This is a genomic window from Prevotella melaninogenica ATCC 25845 (assembly GCF_000144405.1).
Classification (GTDB): domain Bacteria; phylum Bacteroidota; class Bacteroidia; order Bacteroidales; family Bacteroidaceae; genus Prevotella; species Prevotella melaninogenica.
This window is the reverse complement of the sequence record NC_014370.1, coordinates 755702-777318: the sequence shown is the minus strand read 5'-3', so window position 1 is coordinate 777318 and position 21617 is coordinate 755702. Positions and strand designations below refer to the sequence as shown.

15 protein-coding genes, 1 tRNA gene and 1 other RNA gene are annotated in these 21617 nt (G+C 37.9%); 12 read left to right on the top strand and 5 right to left on the bottom strand.

What is annotated here, in order from left to right:
• Positions 1–161: 161 nt before the first annotated feature.
• From HMPREF0659_RS02955 to HMPREF0659_RS02945, 3 genes are all read left to right on the top strand, one after another.
• Positions 162–524 (top strand): BlaI/MecI/CopY family transcriptional regulator, encoded by a 363-nt coding sequence (locus HMPREF0659_RS02955; protein WP_013264871.1) that lies wholly within the window; start codon positions 162–164, stop codon positions 522–524.
• A 56-nt stretch (positions 525–580) separates the two neighbouring features.
• A complete protein-coding gene (locus HMPREF0659_RS02950; RefSeq protein ID WP_013264027.1) occupies positions 581–1921 on the top strand; it encodes a M56 family metallopeptidase in 1341 nt (446 codons plus the stop codon).
• Between the two features lie 97 nt (positions 1922–2018).
• A complete protein-coding gene (locus tag HMPREF0659_RS02945) occupies positions 2019–4937 on the top strand; it encodes a porin family protein (protein ID WP_013264689.1) in 2919 nt (972 codons plus the stop codon).
• Positions 4938–5662: 725 nt separating this feature from the next.
• Here the strand turns inward: HMPREF0659_RS02945 and HMPREF0659_RS12595 are convergent.
• The 4 genes from HMPREF0659_RS12595 to rnpB all read right to left on the bottom strand — a co-directional run bounded on the left by HMPREF0659_RS12595 (position 5663) and on the right by rnpB (position 7478).
• A tRNA-Cys gene (locus HMPREF0659_RS12595) sits at positions 5663–5733 on the bottom strand.
• Positions 5734–6136: 403 nt separating this feature from the next.
• Entirely contained in the window at positions 6137–6544 is a 408-nt protein-coding gene (locus tag HMPREF0659_RS02940; protein ID WP_013264975.1) for a YkvA family protein, read from the bottom strand.
• Positions 6545–6569: 25 nt separating this feature from the next.
• Complete coding sequence (locus HMPREF0659_RS02935; protein ID WP_013264081.1) at positions 6570–6998, bottom strand: hypothetical protein; 429 nt, start codon at positions 6996–6998, stop codon at positions 6570–6572.
• A gap of 94 nt (positions 6999–7092) precedes the next feature.
• An RNA gene (rnpB, locus tag HMPREF0659_RS12260) (RNase P RNA component class A) lies at positions 7093–7478 on the bottom strand.
• A gap of 713 nt (positions 7479–8191) precedes the next feature.
• On the opposite strand from rnpB, the gene HMPREF0659_RS02930 reads away from it, so the two are divergent.
• The 6 genes from HMPREF0659_RS02930 to HMPREF0659_RS02905 all read left to right on the top strand — a co-directional run bounded on the left by HMPREF0659_RS02930 (position 8192) and on the right by HMPREF0659_RS02905 (position 13651).
• Complete coding sequence (locus HMPREF0659_RS02930) at positions 8192–9658, top strand: trypsin-like peptidase domain-containing protein (RefSeq protein ID WP_013264012.1); 1467 nt, start codon at positions 8192–8194, stop codon at positions 9656–9658.
• Between the two features lie 794 nt (positions 9659–10452).
• Positions 10453–11316, top strand: coding sequence for a sigma-70 family RNA polymerase sigma factor (locus HMPREF0659_RS02925; RefSeq protein ID WP_004360834.1), 864 nt, complete (start codon positions 10453–10455; stop codon positions 11314–11316).
• A gap of 28 nt (positions 11317–11344) precedes the next feature.
• Positions 11345–11809 (top strand): hypothetical protein, encoded by a 465-nt coding sequence (locus tag HMPREF0659_RS02920; protein ID WP_013264237.1) that lies wholly within the window; start codon positions 11345–11347, stop codon positions 11807–11809.
• Between the two features lie 15 nt (positions 11810–11824).
• A complete protein-coding gene (locus tag HMPREF0659_RS02915; protein ID WP_013264055.1) occupies positions 11825–12712 on the top strand; it encodes a hypothetical protein in 888 nt (295 codons plus the stop codon).
• Between the two features lie 5 nt (positions 12713–12717).
• Complete coding sequence (locus HMPREF0659_RS02910) at positions 12718–13203, top strand: S24/S26 family peptidase (RefSeq protein WP_013264298.1); 486 nt, start codon at positions 12718–12720, stop codon at positions 13201–13203.
• 43 nt (positions 13204–13246) lie between these two features.
• On the top strand, positions 13247–13651 hold the full coding sequence (locus tag HMPREF0659_RS02905) for a PqqD family protein (RefSeq protein ID WP_013264835.1): 405 nt from the start codon (positions 13247–13249) through the stop codon (positions 13649–13651).
• Positions 13652–14056: 405 nt separating this feature from the next.
• Here HMPREF0659_RS02905 and HMPREF0659_RS02900 read toward each other — a convergent pair whose 3' ends face one another.
• The gene (locus HMPREF0659_RS02900) at positions 14057–16246 is read right to left on the bottom strand and encodes a S9 family peptidase (RefSeq protein WP_013264428.1); all 2190 of its coding nucleotides are present in this window, start codon (positions 16244–16246) and stop codon (positions 14057–14059) included.
• A gap of 55 nt (positions 16247–16301) precedes the next feature.
• Here HMPREF0659_RS02900 and HMPREF0659_RS02895 point away from each other — a divergent pair, with 55 nt between their 5' ends.
• The 3 genes from HMPREF0659_RS02895 to clpB all read left to right on the top strand — a co-directional run bounded on the left by HMPREF0659_RS02895 (position 16302) and on the right by clpB (position 21117).
• Positions 16302–17213 (top strand): TIGR01212 family radical SAM protein, encoded by a 912-nt coding sequence (locus tag HMPREF0659_RS02895; RefSeq protein ID WP_013264041.1) that lies wholly within the window; start codon positions 16302–16304, stop codon positions 17211–17213.
• Positions 17210–17524 carry a DUF3592 domain-containing protein gene (locus HMPREF0659_RS02890; protein ID WP_044045843.1) on the top strand — a complete coding sequence of 105 codons (315 nt, stop codon included), beginning with the start codon at positions 17210–17212 and terminating at the stop codon, positions 17522–17524. Before HMPREF0659_RS02895 ends, HMPREF0659_RS02890 begins: the two co-directional genes overlap by 4 nt.
• Before the next feature lie 1004 nt (positions 17525–18528).
• The gene (clpB, locus tag HMPREF0659_RS02885) at positions 18529–21117 is read left to right on the top strand and encodes an ATP-dependent chaperone ClpB (protein WP_013263938.1); all 2589 of its coding nucleotides are present in this window, start codon (positions 18529–18531) and stop codon (positions 21115–21117) included.
• Positions 21118–21617: the final 500 nt, after the last annotated feature.

The following is a 21617-nucleotide window of genomic DNA, read 5'->3' as shown; positions in this document are numbered from 1 at the left end:
ACACAAAAGAGCATCACATTTGCTTTTTTTCCTAAAGAACTTTACCGTTATCTACGAAAATTTAGTAGCTTTACAGCGCATTTAAAATATTGCACTATGTGTTATTATGTAACAAACAACATTTTTGAAAGTAAAACAAAAAAAAGCATTATAAATTTTATATGAAGAAATTATCTATTCAAGAAGAAGCAATTATGCAAAAAGTGTGGAAGCTAAAAAAATGTACGGTAACAGAGATTCTAAAGGAACTCCCTGAACCTAAACCTCCCTACACCACAGTAGCTTCTGTTATGAGGAATCTTAAACAAAAAGGGTACATATCCCAAGAAAAGCAGGGCATTGCATACAGTTATTTACCAGCCATAGAGGAAGAGGAGTATAAGCATCGTTTTATGAGAGGATTTGTACATGACTACTTCAAAGATTCATTTAAAGAGATGGTATGTTTCTTTGCCAAGGAGGAGGATCTATCGTTTAAAGATTTGGTAGACATTATTCGTGAAATAGAGAAAGGAAAAGAGTAATACTATGATATTATAGCTATCTGTATTAAAGATAATGTATAAAAAATATTTGGATTATGCTTTCATACCTTGTTGAAATAAACATTATTATCATCTTTTTGTATGGTTTTTATCGCCTATTGTTTACTAATGATACTTTCTTTAGTTGGCGAAGATTTATGTTGTTGAATATATACCTTATAGCTTTATTAGTCCCTTTTGCAGATTTTAGTAATTGGATTAGTATTCGTGAGGCTACTCAAAATATGGCTAATACATATGCTGAAACTGTCTTGTCAGAAGCTCCTTCTCCTCCATCCAAAGCCACAGTGCTGTCATGGAATACTGTACTTTTGTGGATATATATGGGTGGTGTTTGCATCTTTCTGCTACGCTTTGTAATTCAACTCATTGGAATATACAGATTAGCAAGAAAAACAGAGGTAAGTATCATTAAAGGGGTTAAGGTACACATTATCGAGAAAAATGGGAGCCCTTTTTCTTTCTTCCATTGGATTTTTATTAATCGAGAAGTACTATATGAATCGCAACTACAAGAAATATTAATTCACGAACAGTGTCATGTAGAACAGAAGCATTCCATAGATGTTATGCTATCTGAATTATTTACTATCGTATGTTGGTTCAATCCTTTTGCATGGTTATTAAAAAGAGAAATCAGACTCAATCTTGAATACCTTGCAGATTTTCATGTTGTGCAAGTAGGGTGTGATCAAAAGAGTTACCAATATCACTTATTGAGGATGACTTATCATAAGAAAACACCTACTATTCTAAATAATTTCAATGTTTTACTTCTTAAAAAGCGCATAAAAATGATGAACAAACGTAGATCAAGAGTAATAGTAAAGGCAAAATATGCCCTTCTTATTCCAGTAATAGCTACACTATTAGTCGTCAAAAATATTGAGAGTGTAGCGCACTCATTAGTATCAAACAAAATTGTAAATAATGAAGTGATTGTACCTATTTATACAAAAGCAAACAATGCACTTCAAAAGAAACCAATTTTTTCATCAAAGATTTCAAAAGAAGATAATATTAAAAAACTCAAGGAAGAAGTACATGAAGTGTCACATGATAAAATAAATACTATTGTCAAAAAGAAAGCTATAAATAATACTGCTCCGAGTAATGTAATCAAAGATTCTCATGCTGACATAAAAGATTCAGAATTACCAGAGAAAAATAGCACTAATGTGCGTATATATAATATTTCTTTTGCTGTTGACGCAAAGGGCTCAGTTTCATCCCTGAATGTAACGCATATAAAAGACACTTTATATAATCAGAAGGATTTACAAGAAATAGAAAGAATGTCAAAAGATAAACCTGATAACACCAAAAATAAGACTATAAAAGCTATATATAATCTTCCTATTTCTTTTAAGTTATAGCAACAATTATATCACATACTCTTTAGACCAATGCAAATTGGGCTAAAGGGGTGATTAGAATAATCAAACATACTCTTCATTTATAAAAAATATGAATATGAAAAACCTAAAATGGGCACAAGTTGTCTTACTTGCTTTATTAATATTACTACCAAAACAAATATCAGCTTATCAAAAAAAAGTATTACTTTCCCCAACACGAAATTATACTATTCATGGTCGTATTGTAGACTCTTTTACAAACCTCCCTATATCAAATGTTAAACTAACTTTACTATCAGCAGATAGTACTGTAATAGATACATGTCGCACCTTTATATGGAACGACAAAGCTGTTCATCCCGACTCCTATTTCTATATGCAAAAGAATTTGAGTGAGGGAAAATACATTTTTAAGATAGAACATCCTGATTATTTTACAACTTTTGTCGACAAAGAACTGCTATTCAAAAGTAGAAACACAAGCATTGACATGCAAGACATTCCTATTAAGAGAAAAGGAATGGAAAATAAAGAGCATATGTTAGGCGAGATTGTTGTTAAGAGTACAAAAATTAAGATGGTTATGAAGGGTGATACTATCATATATAATGCAGATGCCTTCAATCTTCCTCAGGGAAGTATGCTTGATGCGCTAATCAGACAATTACCAGGCGCCACACTTAATAGTAATGGAGAAATATTCATCAATGGTCGAAAATTAGATTATCTTACACTTAACGGTAAAGATTTCTTCAAGGGAAATAACAAACAATTAATAGAAAATTTGCCAAACTATACTGTTAAAAATCTAAAGGTCTTTGAAAAAAGTACTGATAGAAGTCAGGCTATGGGTGTTGATATTGATAAAAAAGACTACATCATGGATATCTCACTAAAGAAAAAATATGAAAAAACTTTTATAGCTAACTTTGATATAGCTGGTGGTACGAACAGCAGGTATGCAACCAAAGCTTTCGGATTATATTTCACTCCACGATTTCAGTTATCTATTTTCTCAAATATTAACAATGTGAATGAGGACCGCAAACCCGGAGAAAAGGGAGATTGGGATCCAACCAAACTACCAAACGGTCAGGTTATACAAAAAACAGTAGGTCTCAACGCTGCTGTTAGCAATGAAAAAAACACATTGGAAAATAATATGTCTACAAGTTTCACATGGAGAGATACACATAATATCAGTCAAATAATAGCTGAATCTTTCTTAACTGGAGGAAACAACTTTAATCGTAGCATCTCAGATGTTAAATCCAAGAACTTTATTTATGACTTTCAAAATAATTTAAAGATTTCAACGCCCATTTTCCTAAAATCAACCATAAGCTTAAATTATAATAAATTTGATAATTGGGGAACTGTCCGTTCAGCACGCTTCAATGCAGACCCATCACCAATAGGTAGTACAGAAGCAATATTAGATACAATATTTTCGTCTTCCAGAAACAGACTTATAAATAATTTTGGTGTAAACCGATTGTCTTCTAAAACATATGGATTCGGTCATTCACTTACAACTTTCGCCAATGTTAATGCATATAAACAGTTGCCATCTGGTGATCGTATATCAGCATTGATAGAAGGTGACTATTTAAATACTACAAATTCAATGTTCAACAATTACCAATTGAAGTACTTAAAAAGCAATGCTATAAGTGACTACCGCAATCGATATGACAACACTCCATCTTACTCCTACAATTATCGTGTAGGACCACAATATACATTCGTGATTCCTAATGGATTTAGACTTTTCACAGGATATCAATATCAGCAAAAAGGAAGTTACCGAAACAACCAAAAATACAGATTAGACAAACTATACAAATGGCAGGAAGAAAATCACGATCTTGGCAGTTTACCTTCTTCTCGTGATTCACTCCTACTCGCATTAGATGCTAACAATAGTTACAAAGGGTATTATATAAGTAAGCAAAATTCGGTTTCACTCGGATTTGGTTGTTCAAAATCTAAGAATCACAACAATGTGTTCTTCAATACAAACGTGTCTGTTGGTTACAAAAGTGAAAAGCTTGACTATCGCAATTCATTGCTAAACACTTCTGTCAAACAATATAATTGGGTTGCAGGATTGTCTCTAAATATGGGATTTACAATAAACAAATACAGTTTTTACGGTACTATCACTTCGAAAATGGAAACACCAGATCTTTACTCAAAAATTACCCGATCTGACAATTCCAATCCTTTAGCTATCTCTTTAGGTAATCCGAATTTGAAAAATAGTAGAAAAACAAATGTATCTTTAACCTTTAGTTATAACAACAATAGGCGATTTAAGCTACCGATGGCATTTATAAATATCAATATTCATCAGAATGCTGTTGCTAATGGTTTTACTTACAACCCTACAACGGGTGTATATACATATAAACCACAAAATGTTAAGGGAAACTGGTATGGCAATATTGGATTATATGAAACATTTCCATTAGATAATAAAAACAACTTCACATTAGTAAACGCTATTGTCTATAGTTACAACCACAATGTAGACTTCACAGGAATGACAGGTCAAGCAGAAAGTATATTGAGTAAAGTGAATAACCATTGGTTAGAAGATAATCTATCTTTAAATTATCAAAAAGGGGGATTAACCTGTAGCTTGGTTGGCGAAATGAAATGGAGATATGCTAATAGCAGACGTGAAAATTTCTCAACTATTCGTACCTTGGATTTTAATTATGGTATGTTAGGTTCATACAAATTTAAATTTGGATTAGAAACAGGTATGGATCTTAAGATGTTTAGTCGCCGAGGTTATTCTGATCCTCTTATAAATGCTAATGATTTAATTTGTAACGTATACATTAGTAAGAGTTTCTTAAAAGGAAAACTGGCAGCCAAACTCGAAGGGTACGATATATTTCATCAACTCAAGAGCATAAGTTATGAGATAAATGGGCAAGGAAAAACCGAAACACGTTTTAATGCTATTCCAAATTACTTAATGTTGCATCTCATTTATAAGATGAACATAAGTGGGAAGAAGTAAAATTAGTCGTTCATTTAAAAATATATTTCAGCGTGAAGTTTCTAAAAGTAACTTCACGCTATATTTTTAATCCATATCGGTCATTAGAGGCTAAACATATTTTGTTTTATTATCGAGCAGATTGTTTGGATTTGTAACGCAGGCATAGCGAGCTACGTCAAGTTACACCCTCTTTCTCACAAACAAAATGCAGCTATATTACTATAATAATGTTGATTTCACTTTGCTGTCACTTTTAACACTTCATATAAACATACTACATATCAACGCATTAGAAGTATATTTCGAATGACAGAAGTGACAGGAAATTTTATTCTAAAGAAATCACATTGTTATACGAAAGCAGGACTATGGGGTTTAAGTGAGAAATGAGTGTTATACCACAGAAGCATTCTTGATGACAAATCCTAAGGAGTTATATCACATTAGCGATTTGCCTTGTCTACACACACCCGCATACCCTCTATCGTAAATAAGACACAATAAAGCTTCATTATAACAAACAGAGGGCAAACACATATCGTGCGAAGGCTCAACACGCATGGTGCGAACGGCAAGTACCAATCGCTTGGAAAGTTTATAGTCTTTCACCCAACCTACTATACTTAAAGCAGAAACAACTGTTTACATATTACTCTGTTGTGAAAGAAAAAGCAAACCACAACTATTGATGTGCTGACAAAGTTATAGAAATAAAAAAAACTCCCAATACTGAGAGTCTTTTGAGGTGCCTAGCGGAATCGAACCGCTCTACATGGTTTTGCAGACCATTGCCTAACCTCCCGGCCCAAGCACCATTCTATTACAAATCATAATTGCGATTTGCGAGTGCAAAGATAATCAATTATTTCGGTCTAACCAAACAATTCAGAAACTTTTTTCAATAAAGATTACGTAAAATCTTATTCATGTAAGATACCAAGAATCTTTCACAGACATCAAGCAAAAAGATAAGTTCAAGTAATCCTATTGATAGGTTTCTTAAATGAAACTATTTAAAACAAGCGGGCTTCTTACGACCTTCCAATTTCTGCTTTTTCTTTAACTGATTATGAATGGCACAACCCGAGCATCCATGGCATGGATCACTTGCTGCTCGAAACGATTGCCACGTACGATAAACCACATAGCCTATAGCTGATAAAATTACTATGGCTAAGACAACATACTGCCACATCTTTTCCTACTTATTCTACTTTTCACACTGGAGCATCAGTAGTATCTTCCGTAAAGATATCTTCTGCTACCTCCATCTCATCATCATCAAACCACTTTGACAGCTTTTCGCGTGCCTGCTTTTTCATATCATCATCAACAGAAGACCACACCTTATTTAATACGTAAAGCAAAACACCAAGGTCGTCTGATAGTCCTGCAATAGGAATAGCATCAGGCACAGCATCAAGCGGTGAGATGAGATAACCCAATGCACCAATGATAATAGCCTTATCCTTAAGTGACACCTTATCACTTTGTATCAAATAATACAAAATCAATGCCACATATACCAATTTAGCACCAGCACGCTTTGCTACACGTTGAATCTTATCAAAGAAACCCTGTTGGGTAAACTTATCTTTATACTTTTGAAAATCAGGTAATTCCATACTACAACTAAATCATTAACAAAACTTACTTAAAATCCATAACTCGGTCTACATAAGCCTTCGCCTCTGGATAGTCTTGATTAGCACGACGAATCTTGTTGCGCACTAAAACTTTCATCATTACCCTATAAAGAAGGAAGAGAACCAAGCCCACACCGATAGCTGCCAACACATTCAGTATTCCTTTAAAAGGCAACGAATCATCTGGAAATGCCGACATTATCAATATCGGTAAGCACAAAAGGAAGCCCGCTATTGTATAACGCGAACGCTCTGTACCCTCACTGTCCAAAGCCGCTTGGTAATCAAAAAGATAATTAGAAAGTTCCTCCTCACTTACATTAGCTGGTAACTGAGGGAAGCCCACTTCGTCTTTATGATTTCTGATTTTATTTTCTACTGTGTGTTGAAAATCATCCAACACAGTTACATACTGTTCTTCTAAATCTTTCATGATTTTCCAATGTTTTTATATTAATAAAAAACTCCCAGCTCTCCTCCATCATTCCAAACAGAATGGGAGAAGATGAGCGTATATGAAAGAAAAATAAAACAGTGTTCCTATAAGCCGGGTTCTGTTTCTTCCTCATCTTTCGATAATAGGAAGATGCCTGTCATTTATCTATATTACAAGTCACCTTGCAACTAAAGCATTCTACCCTCCGTTGTGCTTGCGCTTGGGCGGGCTACCCTCAAACAACGGTTTACATGAACTTGCAGCTCCTGAACGGCACAGCCAGACGATCACCCGCCTGCTGGTAGTCTCTTACACCACCTTCTCACCCTTACCACACATTACTGCGTGGCGGTTATTTTCTTCTACCTACATCTACTGTCACCAATAGCTTCTATTTTCGGAAGCAGGATGCCCTATGCTGCCCGGACTTTCCTCTCGCATCCATTACAGATGCCAGCGACAGAGCCGGAACACTGCCTTATCAGAATGCAAAGATAATGGAAAACATGGAAAAGCCAAAATATTTCAATGATAATCTAAACTTAGCCAAGAAAAGAGATAGTATAAAAAGACAGAAAGAAGTTATTGTGTGAACCTAAACACATAGACATTAAGATAATTATAACAACATAATAGCATATCAAGCTATAAACAAGATTCTTAAAGCTACCTTTACACCTATTATACCTATGCTCTACGTATTATAAAACAATGCTTTACACACATTAGAGTATATCCTCACGAAAGTATTTTCATGACAATAAAAATTTCTTTTCATGAAAATAATCACGTCATACAGTAGTTTTTGCATCTCTGCCATACCTTTCAGTACCTATAAATATTAAATAATGCACTCATCCAAAGCCCTCTCCAAAGAGTGGAGTTACATCAATCACATGATACAATGACTTACATTTCCTTTCATTTTGTCAACTTCTTAAAACAATAAGATGACAATTAGGAACAAAACAACTACCCAAAACAAATAAATGCAAAATTTACATCACATCAGATTAATAGTCGTTAAGTGTTAAATTTTAATTGTTAAAATCGGATAAAGATAACTGACAAATTGTCGGTTTTACAAAATTTGCTCCTATATTTGCATTTCAGAATATGTCAACAAGACATTTACAAATAATGACGGCTTGACACATAAAAAAGTAATTAACGAACAAATAATTAAGAATATGAAGAATTTATCAAAGTATTTGGCAGGCGCGGCATGTGTTACAGCCCTCGCCTTTTCTACTGGCGCCTTCATCAAAGTGTATGCTGCAGAAGCCCCAGTTGTAGCTCCTGGTCAGCCAGTTGACCTCACATACGCATCTGAGAAAGCTCTTCCAGCTGTCGTTCACATTAAGTATGTACAGAATTCTAAGACACAAACCGTTGAGGTTCAAGATGACCCATTTGGTGGTTTCTTTGACCCATTTGGTTTCTTTGGAAATCCTAACCAAGGTAATGGTTCACGCCGTCAGCAGGTTCAGACTCCTAAGAAGGAGGCTACAGGTAGCGGTGTTATCATCTCACCTGATGGTTATATCGTAACGAATAATCACGTTGTTGAGGGTGCTGACGAATTGACAGTCACACTGAATGACAACCGTGAGTTCTCTGCTCGCATCGTTGGCACTGACAAGCAGACTGACCTCGCACTGCTAAAGGTAAACGCAACGAATCTCCCTACCCTTCCTATTGGCGACTCAGACAAGCTGAAAGTTGGAGAATGGGTAATTGCAGTAGGTAACCCTTACAACCTCAACAATACTGTAACGGCTGGTATCGTAAGTGCTAAGTCACGTGGTTTGGGTGCTACTCGCAATGGTATTGAGAGCTTTATCCAGACTGACGCAGCCATCAACCAGGGTAACTCTGGTGGTGCATTGGTTAACACTCAGGGTGAGTTAGTAGGTATCAACGCTATGCTCTACTCACAGACAGGTGCATATAGTGGTTACGGTTTTGCTATCCCAACATCAATAATGAATAAGGTTGTTGATGATATCAAGAAGTATGGTAGTGTACAACGTGTAATGCTCGGCATTCAAGGTGGTGACGTACTGAACTTCATCAACGCTCAGAAAGAAGAAGGCAAGAACGTTGACCTTGGTACAAATGCTGGTGTTTACGTTAGTGAGGTTTCAGAAGAAGGAAATGGTGCAGCCTTAGGTTTGGCAAAGGGTGATGTTATCACTAAGTTTGACGGACAGAAGGTGACACGTATGTCTGAGCTTCAGCAGGCACTCAACAGCAAGCGTCCTGGCGATAAGGCAACCGTTACTTTCATCCGCAATAAGAAAGAAATCTCAAAGACTATCACACTGAAGAATGCACAGGGTACGACAAAGGTAATCGAGCAGGCTGATATCGACGTTCTTGGTGGTCAGTTCCGCCCAGTACAGGATGCCCTTAAAAAGCAGTTGAATATCAACTATGGTCTTGAAGTACTGAAGGTTAACAATGGTGCATTGAAGTCTGCTGGAATCAATCGTGGCTTCATCATTCAGAATGTAAACGAGACCATGGTGAAGAACATTGACGACTTGCAGAATATTGTTAAGAAGGCATCTACCAGCAAGGACCCAGTTCTCTACGTTCAGGGTATTTACCAAACTGGTAAGAAGGCTTACTTCGCTATTCCTCTTGCTGATTAACGACAGATAACTTTCAGCTGAAAATCTGGCAAAATAAGAATTCCCCCATTCTTGGTTTTAGATACAAGAATGGGGGATTACTTTTTGATAGGCAACACCTTGAAAAATCATTACATAATACCAAGTGAAGCATCTATAAACAACGGCAAAAACACATATAAAAAGTGACTTTATAACCAACAGTATATCAACCAGTTATAAATCAGTAAATCAAAAGGTACTTAATAGGACTTCAAAAGGGCGTTAGTAAGGGTCTTAAAGGGCATCTTTTGCAAGTCAATTAGGCGTCTTTAAGAAGCCAAATGGGCATATATTGGTTTCGAGTCATCCGAAAATAGTTTACAAACTTCAACAAGTAAGGGAATAAATTGTTTGTAGAATACAGATAGACATCAGACCTAATGACATTTATCATGTAGTCTTTCCGCCTTTATAAAACCATCTAATTGGGGGTAGTCATACCATGCAAGTAAATTAATATTATTCTATTAACAATCTATGTGTTTAACGTAAGAACCCTCTTCTTACCCTATAAACGCAACATAATAACCACCAAGAATCCAAATCTAACCACCTCTTATCGCACTAAAAAACGTTGTATGAACATGACGAGAATATGCAACCATTATCAACCAATAAAACTCCTATCAGTCAACAAGAAACCGTTAAAAGACCAAAAACCTAATACACAACACAAAATCATTATAGATTCTTATGTGAGTTTTTTACTTTTTTATTTGTTTAACTCATTGAATTTGTGTAAATTTGCCATCACTTAAAATAATGCTAAGCACATGAGACAATTGAAAATCACAAAATCGATTACGAATCGAGAGAGTGCTTCTCTTGATAAGTATCTGCAGGAAATCGGTCACGAAGAAATGATCAGTATCGAAGAAGAAGTTGAGCTTGCTCAAAAGATTCGAAATGGTGATCGAAAAGCTTTAGAACGTCTGACGAAAGCTAACCTGCGCTTCGTTGTCTCAGTTGCAAAGCAATATCAAAATCAGGGGCTTTCTCTGCCCGATCTTATTAACGAAGGTAATGTAGGATTAATCAAAGCAGCAGAGAAGTTTGATGAAACACGCGGCTTTAAGTTTATCTCATACGCTGTATGGTGGATAAGACAAAGCATCTTGCAAGCAATAGCAGAACAAAGTCGTATCATCAGATTACCACTAAATCAAGTAAGCTCTGTCAATAAAATCAATAAGATATTGACACAGTTTGAACAAGAGAACGAACGCCGCCCGAGTATTGATGAGATAGCACAGAACACTGATATACCAGAAGACAAGATTGTTGATGCAATGAAAGTTAATTCACGTCATGTCTCGGTAGATGCTCCATTCTATGACGACGAGCAAAGTAGCTTACTTGACGTTATTCCTAATGATAACACACCATCAACTGATAAAGAGTTGGTTGAAGAGAGTCTACGGGAAGAAATTGGAAGAGCTTTACAGATTCTTGAGGATAGAGAGAAGGTGGTTATAGAGGCTTACTTTGGAATTAACCAACGTGAAATGACATTGGAAGAGATAGGAAGTAAATATAATCTCACACGTGAACGGGTAAGACAGATTAAAGAAAAAGCAATAAGACGCCTACGCCAACTATCCAATAGCAAGGTTTTGAAGGCTTATTTAGGACAATAACATTAACATTGTAAGATATTAATTTAAGATGAAATTACGTCAGGTATTAATCATAGCAGTACTCCTGCTGGGATGGGTAAATAGTAGTAACGCAAAAGGATACAAGCCTACAAAGGTATATATGTTTGGTTTTGCAGCCTCTTTTAATGATTCAACGGTTTATATGACCAATATTCAGAAGGTGGATGCCTACCTTGTAAACGACCGTACTAAGTTCCTTGCTAATCGTGAAGACTACTCATATCAACTCCGTTATTACCTTCAGAACAATGGTTTGGTAAGCTATCCAACTTGCGTTACGATGTATGCTGAGAATGAGAATAAAGCTATGAAACAGTTCACAGCTTTGAAAAATAAATACGAAAAGGGAAAGAAGAAATATATAGTTAAGTCTATCTCTGATGCAGAGTTCAGCTATAAGACTATAACACCAGACAACTATACTCCAAACGAAGAGACACAAGTGAATACTAAAACCACAAAGTCAAAGTAAGCAGAGCCTATAAAGATGGAAATAAATAACTTCAGAATAGCTGACTTTGATATACAGATTATATTCCGTGAGACTGATGTCAACGGAATGCACTTGCTAAGTTCGTTTGAACCTTTCAGAATCAAAGAGATTTCAGAGAATGTCTTTTTCCGCTTAACGGTTGACGATACGCTTCGACCTGTTCCAAAGGAAAAAAGACAACGTATCCGTGCTTTCGATACAGGAAATGGTGATACCATTGTGGATCGGGTTGATGATGGTAGCTATCAGTATATTATCAAGGACATTAATGGCTCTGATTGTTGTCTGCTACAGAGTAATAAAGACTTCTCTGACTGTCGTTGTGCACTCAATGGCAACAAGAATATGCGCACATTTGGACTTAATAATGCATTGATGCTTATCTTTGCCTTTGCTGGTGCACATAAGAAAACCTTGCTGATTCACGCATCTCTTGTTCGTAACAATGGCTATGGCTATGCCTTCATTGCCAAGAGCGGAACAGGTAAGTCAACCCAGGTTAGTATGTGGCTACGCTATATTCCAGGCAGTGACCTCATGAACGATGACAATCCTATCGTGAGAATCATTGATGGAGAAACATGGATATATGGTAGCCCATGGAGTGGTAAGACACCATGCTATCGCAATGTCAAGGCTCGTTTAGGTGCTATTACACGTATTGACCGCGCTACAACAAACTCTGTTGAGAAGCCCAATCCTATTGCAGCATTTGCTTCACTACTCCCCTCTTGCTCCAGCATGAAGTGGGATTCAGACATTTACAATGGCGTTTGTGATACTATTACAAAGATTGTAGAAGCTGGGAAGATATTTACGCTACATTGCTTGCCTAATCAAGAAGCAGCAGAAGTGTGCTATCAAACCGTAACGAAAAGATAAAACTTATGTCAAAAACAGTACTTACGACTTCTGAAATCCAGTTTGCGAATGCAGAGTTTCTACCAGAAGTTGTCAAGATGTTAAATGAAGGACATACTGTTACGTTACGCCTTCGTGGCTATTCTATGCGTCCTTTCCTTGAAAATGACCGTGACAAAGCTTTGCTTGTCAAGCCTTCCACAATAAAAGTTGGCGACCCAGTCTTAGCGGAGATAACACCACGACACTTCGTCTTACATCGTATTGACAGCATAGAAGGTGACAACGTGACCTTACGCGGTGATGGCAACCTTGGTGTTGAGCATTGTAAGAAAGAGAATATTGTTGGAGCAGTCATTGGTTTCTACCGTAAAGGAAGAAATAAGATGGATGCTACAAATGCTTGGAAATGGAAGACATATAGCTTTATTTGGACTCGACTTCTTCCTATCCGAAGATATTTATTAGGTATTTACAGACGTATCTGGATTCCTATCTTTGGCACCATTTAATGGAATATAAAAAGAAAGATAATAATATAAACTATCAATAAGAATGAAAGTAAAGAATGGCTTCAACCTCCGTGAAGTATGCGGAGAACATATTATCGTTGCAGAAGGAGATGAGAATATTGACTTCAGCAATATTATATCTATGAACGAAAGTTCTGCATACTTATGGGAAGAGGTGCAGAAGATGGATTCTTTTACAGTAGATAAGCTCGTAGAGTTAATCTGTAGTCAATATGAAATTGATGAGGAAACAGCTCGCAAAGATGCCACAATACTTGCTGCACAATGGGGTACTGCGGGTATCATCGAGGGTGAAGACATCCCTGCAGATGATTCTGCTGTTAAGAAGGAAACAATCTCTGAGAAAGTTGATTCTACACACCTCGAGGCAGCTACAAGCGAAGAAAAGCCTAAAAAGAAAGGTTTCTTTGAGCGTCTCTTTGGTTAAAGAGCAAACTGAAAACAATTATAAATAAAAACTCGGACACTGATTATATCAATTCAGTGCCCGAGTTTTTTATTTATTAGTGCTATCTGATAGAACTTTGAATAATATATTCGTCCATACGACATCACCTTTGATTTACAGTTATCTGATAGAACAACTCCTTTCTACCAACAATTTGTTCCCTGATAATATCATATTGCACTACACTAAGTACTCAACACCATTGGTGTTTACCATCCGCACATGACGTGTTAAGCATCCGCACACTATGTGTTGAGCATTAACACATCAGTAAAAGATGAATTAAAAGCCCCTTGTCATCATCATAATATGTAGTAAGACACGCATGGTTCATTTATACATAAGGGCGCTTAGCAAACAGCACAGTTCTTTTATCAGCGCCTATTACAGATTCTCAATAAACCATTCAGCAACCTGTCTCAGAAGATGATTACGTGTGTTACCCCCATAAATACCATGGTTACGATTGGTATAAAGATTTTCTTTGAAGTCCTTATCAGCTTGAACCAAAGCCTCAGAATACTCAAAGGCATTCTGCGGATGTACGTTATCGTCCGTTAGACCATGACATATTAAGAGTTTTCCATGAAGCTTCTCTGCTCTATTGATTGGATTAATAGCATAACCAGTAGCATTCTCCTGTGGTGTACGCATATAACGCTCAGTATAAACAGAGTCATAATAGCGCCAGTTCGTTGGTGGAGCAATAGCTACACCTGCCTTGAACGCATTGCGTCCCTCGCTCATACTCATCAATGTATTGAAGCCTCCAAAGCTCCAACCCCATATTCCAATACGCGAAGCATCGACATAGCTTTGCTTGCCCAACCACAATGCAGCTTCTGTCTGATCCTTTGATTCCAAATCGCCAAGCTTCAAATAAGTACACTTCTCAAACTCTGCACCACGCGCACCAGTACCACGACCATCTACAGTAACAACGATATAGCCCTTTTGTGTTAAGTAGTAGTCAAACATTGCCCCACTACCCATAGACCCAACGCCCCAGTTGTCGACAACCTGCTGACTACCCGGACCACTATACTGGTGCATAATTACAGGATACTTCTTTGTTGCATCGAAGTTAGCAGGCTTCACCATCCAACCATTAAGTTTCACACCTTCGGAGGTTGTAAATGTAAAGAACTCAACACCAGTGTTACCATACTTTGCCAACTTAGCCTGCAACTCATCATTATTGAGCACCTCACGCACCTCCTTACCCTTATTATCATAGATGGCAAACACGTATGGATGATTGCTATCGCTCCATGTATTGAGGAAATACTTATAATCGCCTGAGAATGAAGCAACATTCCATCCCGCACGAGCAGAAAGGCAAGTCAACTTACCCGACTTGTCTGCAACATATATTTCACGCTGCATTGGCTTACGTGCTGCTGCTTGGAAGTAGGTATTTCCAGTCTTCTCATCATATCCATAGATTTCAGTTACGTCATAGTTCCCCTTATCAATCTGACGTAAAAGCTTACCATCCTTATTATATAAGTAAAGGTGCATATAGCCATCACGGTCAGAAGGAACAAGAATATAATCCTTCATGATGCTAATACCCTCCATAGCTTCTTCCTTCACATACTTAGGTACACTCTCCTTTATCAGTAGTTTACATGTACCAGTGAGGGGATTAGCAGCATAGAGGTTCAACTCGTCCTGATGACGGTTCATTGTATAGAGGATAATTCTATTTGCATCAAAGGTAGACTTGATGCGTGGAATATAACCATCTGCCGCTAATGGTAAATCATATTTACGCACAGCACCATCACTCAAGCTATAAGACCATGCACTAACCTTTGAGTTTGCTTCGCCAGCCTTTGGATATTTATAGCTGTAATCACCAGGATAGATATCAAACATATCATATGCAGGGTGAGAACCTTTGTAAAACTGTAGAGTATAACTCTTTACCTCACTCTCGTCATATCTAATCCAACTTAGCGTCTTGCTATCTGCACTCCAAGCAAGTGCATTATTAAAGCCGAACTCCTCTTCATTCACCCAGTCGGGTAAACCATTGATTACCTTATTGAACTCACCATCCGTTGTAACCTGCTTTACGCTCTCTCCATCTGTAATATAGATATTATTCTGATGAACATAAGCGATCTGACGACCATCTGGAGAGAAAGTCGGAATCTGCTCAGAGCCATCTTTTGACAGTTTCTTTAACTGTTTTGTCTTTACATCATAGAGATAAAAGTCTGCTGTAAACGAACGACGATAGATACGATTTGTATTCGTTTGTAATAACAGTCGACTTCCATCAGACGAGATCTGATAATCATCAAAGGATTTTAATTGTTCACCCTTGGCATCAGCGAGGTCAAAGATAACCCCTGTAGAGCTACCTGTTTTAAAAGAATACTTAACAACCTGACGACCATCAGACGAGATTTGTGCATACTCAGAAGTTCCTTTTAAAGGATTAACACCCGAGATACGCTTAGTTGCAAAAGCACCATTAGTAATGTCTTTCAAAGAGATAGGTTCTCCAGCCATCAACTGAAGTACGGTTAGCATTGTTGCAAACAGAAGTAATATACGTTTCATAAATTCAAGTTTTAACAGCACAAAAATATAAAATATTCCGTATATTTGCAAAAGAATGGAACAATATTATTGCGATTTCGGGAACTGGTTGCGCTCTCAGTTCCCTTATAAAGTACAGAAGATATCGGTTAATGCTGGCTTTACTTGCCCTAACCGAGACGGTAGGATTGGCCGTGGTGGTTGCATTTACTGCAATAATCAGACATTCAATCCTGCTTATTGCGATAATGGAAAGAGTGTGACCCAACAACTTGAAGACGGCAAACTATTCTTTTCAGGTAAGTATCCTGAGATGAAATATCTTGCTTATTTCCAGGCTTATACCAATACTTACGGCACTAATGACCATATTAAAAAGCTCTATGAGGAAGCACTTGCTGTGAAGGATGTGGTTGGACTCGTTATCGGTACACGTCCCGACTGTATTAATGACGACCTCTTAGACTACTTTGAAGAACTGAATCGCCGCACATTCCTCATCGTTGAGTATGGTGTGGAAACCTGCAATGATGAGACATTACGACTGGTTAATCGCGGGCATGACTTTGCTTGTGCTCGTAAAGCTATAGAAGAGACTGCCCGACGTGGTATCCGTGTCGGTGCACATATCATTCTCGGTCTACCTGGCGAAGATGCAAAAGAGAGTTTAAGACAAGCTCCAATCATCTCTTCTCTTCCCTTAACGACATTGAAGATTCATCAGTTACAGATTATTCGTGGAACTCGTCTGGCAAAGATGTACGCTGAAAAGCCATTTCACCTTTATACGGTTGAAGAGTATATCAAGCTCATAGCAGATTACATTAGTCTTCTTCGCCCCGACCTTGTACTCGAACGCTTTGTCAGTCAGAGCCCTCCCGACCTCCTCATAGCACCCAAATGGGGACTGAAAAACTATGAGTTTACACATCGCCTTCATAACTTTATTAAGGAGAAGTTGAATAATAAAGCTCAATCTGACAAATGAAAAGAAAGCATCAACGCTCAATAGCCTATCTTGTTATCGCATTGTTAGGAATCTCTTTATGGCATGTATGGAAGAGTAGCAAGATTGCTGAGAACCCAGCTTACACTAAAGGTGTAGTCAACAAGCTTTATAAAATTCGCGCAACTCCTTACTACTCCTATTCATATAACGTAGATCAGAAGACCTATGAAGGTAGGGGTAAACAATATGGAGAATATGAAAGTCTGCATATTGGTGACACTATCACCGTTTATTATCAAAAAAATAACCCCAGTAACAGTGAAGCTTATGTAAGAAATAATAAACAATAGTCATAATCTTATACCAATTCTTATATTTGACTCTATCAAAATATGGAGTGATAAAAACAAACCTATTACATAATAAGGCACACAGATAAGCAGAGAGAAGACGGAGTTAAAAACAATACATGGAGGTTCCAACGAAACAAAGAACGAAAGAGATGTTATACACAGATGACTAACATCTTTGTTATTTTTGCCAATAAACATTGCAATTATACTCCTTTGCTCTCTAAGCCTTCGATGAATCTGTGTGAGTTTTAACGTAGAAAGGCAAAGAAAAATATTGACAAAATAGTTAAAGCAAAGGTAGAAAAATAGACTAAAAGTGATTTATTTCAGCACCCCTGTAAGTTTCTTACTATCAACAAATTGCAAGGATAGATTTAAAAAGGTGCTTAGTAAGGCTTCAAAAGGGCGTTAGTTAGACCTCAAAAGGGCATCTTTTGCAAGCCAATTGGGCGTTATTTGCAAGCCGTTTTATGGTCCTTATAAAATTAACATACGAAAAATACGGACAAAAAAGCGTCTTTAAAACTTGGGAATGACAAGATTTACCTTTTGCATTTAGCATTATAAGAAATATTATACAGAGCAGTTTTAAGTTTCTTACTGAGAACTTAGAGTTGCTATGTGGGCCTTATTATATAATTACTTTATCTCGTCCCTCTATATATTGGATGAGCCTTATATCTTTTCTTTATCTTTAGATGTAACAAACAGATATATTATACGAAAGAGTTTTCTATACTCTTTGGGGCATACTTGCATGTGTTTGTGCATTAATATACTGTAAGTGACAAGAGAACTAATCATTAAGAAACACGACTCCTTCCTCCCTTTCCTCCCTTTTCAAGAAACGAATAGCTGACAAATTGTCCAATATAAGCGACAAGTTGACAGAAAACACCTATAGGCATAAGGTTTGATATATAGGCATTAGAAACAAAAAATAAGAACAAGTTCTGAAGCCTATTATAAAGGTGTATGAGCTATAGGAAGGAGATTTGAATATGACATTTGAGAAATTTACAATTAAAGCACAAGAAGCTGTTCAGAGTGCGATAAACATTGCACAGCGAAATGGACAGCAGACCATTGAGCCAGTACATATATTAGCTGGTGTAATGGATAAAGGAAAGGATGTAATAAATTACGTCTTCCAGAAAATTGGCGTCAACGCACAAGCTGTGGAGACTACCATTCAGAATGAGATGAGCCACTTACCAAAAGTATCTGGTGGTGAGCCTTACCTCTCTTCTGAAACCAATCAGGTGATGCAGCGTACTATAGAGACCTCCCAGAAGATGGGTGACGAATTCGTTAGTATCGAACCGATGCTGCTCGCCCTACTTGCGGTAAACTCAACTGCAAGCCGCATTTTGAAAGATGCGGGTTGTACTGAGAAGGAAATGACAGCTGCTATCAATGATCTTAGACAAGGTCAGAAGGTACAGTCACAAAGTGGTGATGAGAACTATCAGTCATTACAGAAATATGCACGCAACCTTATCGAGGATGCACGTGCAGGAAAACTCGACCCAGTGATTGGTCGTGATGAGGAGATTCGTAGAGTATTACAGATTCTATCTCGTCGTACAAAAAATAACCCTATTCTCATTGGTGAGCCAGGTACTGGTAAGACAGCTATCGTTGAGGGGTTAGCAGAGAGAATCGTTCGTGGTGATGTGCCAGAAAACTTAAAGGACAAGCAACTCTATTCACTGGATATGGGTGCGATGTTGGCTGGTGCTAAATATAAAGGTGAGTTCGAGGAGCGTCTTAAAAGCGTTGTTAAGGAAGTGATGCAGGCTGATGGTAACATCATTCTCTTCATTGACGAGATTCACACATTGGTTGGTGCAGGTGGTGGCGAAGGTGCCATGGATGCAGCAAATATCCTTAAACCAGCCTTAGCACGTGGTGAGTTGAGAGCTATCGGTGCAACAACACTCAATGAATATCAGAAGTATTTTGAGAAAGATAAGGCGCTTGAACGTCGTTTCCAAACCGTATTAGTAGATGAACCAGACGAGTTGGATGCTATCTCTATCCTTCGTGGATTGAAGGAACGTTATGAGAATCATCACAAGGTACGTATCCAAGATGATGCTTGTATCGCAGCTGTTAAGCTTTCTGAGCGGTATATTTCAGACCGTTTCTTGCCAGATAAGGCTATCGACTTGATGGATGAGGCTGCTGCAAAACTGCGTATGGAACGTGACTCTGTACCAGAGGAGTTGGATGAAATCAGTCGTAGATTGAAGCAACTTGAGATTGAGCGTGAGGCTATTAAACGCGAGAACGACACAGAGAAGATTGCACAACTCGACAAGGAAATCGCTGAACTCAAAGAGCAGGAACATGGATTCCGTGCAAAGTGGGAGGGCGAACGTGGACTGGTGAATAAGATTCAGCAGGACAAGCAAGAGATTGAGCAGCTCAAGTATGAGGCTGATCGTGCCGAGCGTGAGGGTAATTACGAGCGTGTTGCCGAGATTAGATACTCACGACTAAAGCAATTAGAAGACGATATCAAGAACATCCAACAGCAGTTGCAAGCGACACAAGATGGGCAAGCAATGGTGCGCGAGGAGGTTACAGCAGATGATATCGCTGAGGTTGTGAGCCGTTGGACAGGTATTCCTGTCACACGAATGTTACAGAGTGAGAAGGATAAACTGCTCCACTTAGAGGATGAATTGCACAAGCGTGTCATCGGACAAGATGAGGCTATCACAGCTGTAGCAGATGCGGTTCGTCGTTCACGTGCAGGATTGCAAGATCCAAAGAAGCCTATTGCTTCCTTCATCTTCTTAGGTACAACGGGTACTGGTAAGACCGAGTTGGCAAAGGCATTGGCTGATTATCTCTTCAATGACGAGTCTATGATGACCCGAATTGATATGAGTGAGTATCAAGAGAAGTTCAGTGTAACTCGACTCATCGGTGCGCCTCCAGGATATGTAGGCTATGATGAGGGCGGTCAGTTGACTGAGGCTGTACGCCGCAAGCCTTACTCTGTCGTACTCTTTGATGAGATTGAGAAGGCACATCCAGACGTATTCAACATTCTTTTGCAGGTGTTGGACGATGGTCATCTGACAGATAATAAGGGACGAACAGTGAACTTCAAGAATACGATTATCATCATGACGTCTAATCTTGGTTCACAATACATCCAGCAACAGTTTGAATATCTTAACGATACTAACCGTGAGGAGGTAATCGACAAGGCAAAAGTTGCGGTAATGGATATGTTGAAGAAGACTATTCGTCCTGAGTTCCTCAACCGTATCGATGAGACTATCATGTTCTTGCCATTGACAAAAGAGCAGATTGGTGATGTCGTTCGTTTGCAGCTCGAAAGAGTTAAGGATATGTTAGAGCCACAGGGTATTGAACTTCAGTGGACCGACCCAGCCATCAATTATCTTTCAGATGTTGGCTACGACCCAGAGTTCGGTGCACGTCCTGTCAAGCGAGCTATCCAACGTTACGTATTGAACGACCTCAGTAAGTCATTGCTTGCAGGTACAGTCAACCGTGACAAGCCTGTCATCATCGACAGCTTCGGCGAAGGCTTAGTATTTAGAAACTAATATAAAAAGGGAGTGTGTCATTTGGCACACTCCTTTTTTTTGTTTCATCGGACATTTCAAGTGATACTACTATAAACCTTTATGACGTAAACTTCTGTTCTCCTTTAAGCTTCTTCGTGACCAACATCGTTTCTTATCTTTAGTGATTCTACATGTCATAACCGTCCGCACTATTGGTGTTCACCAACCGCACCATTGGTGCTAAGTATCCGCACGATGATATGACATGATAAAAAGGGCTATTGTGGCTCATCCACTATGGAGAAAAAAATAAGATGTGCCGTCACTGTGAAAACAGTTCCAAACTCCTTACTATCAAGAACGAGTCCGTCTCAGAATACGCTATTTCTCACTTTCATTCCATCATCTATGATTTTCTACAATAAAAGAAGGGTCTTCTGGAATTTCAAGTGATAGCTTTTATATTTTTAGGCTACTTGCTGATAAACAAGTATGGATCTATAACAAATCGTGTGGGTAATTATAGAAAACTCAGATAA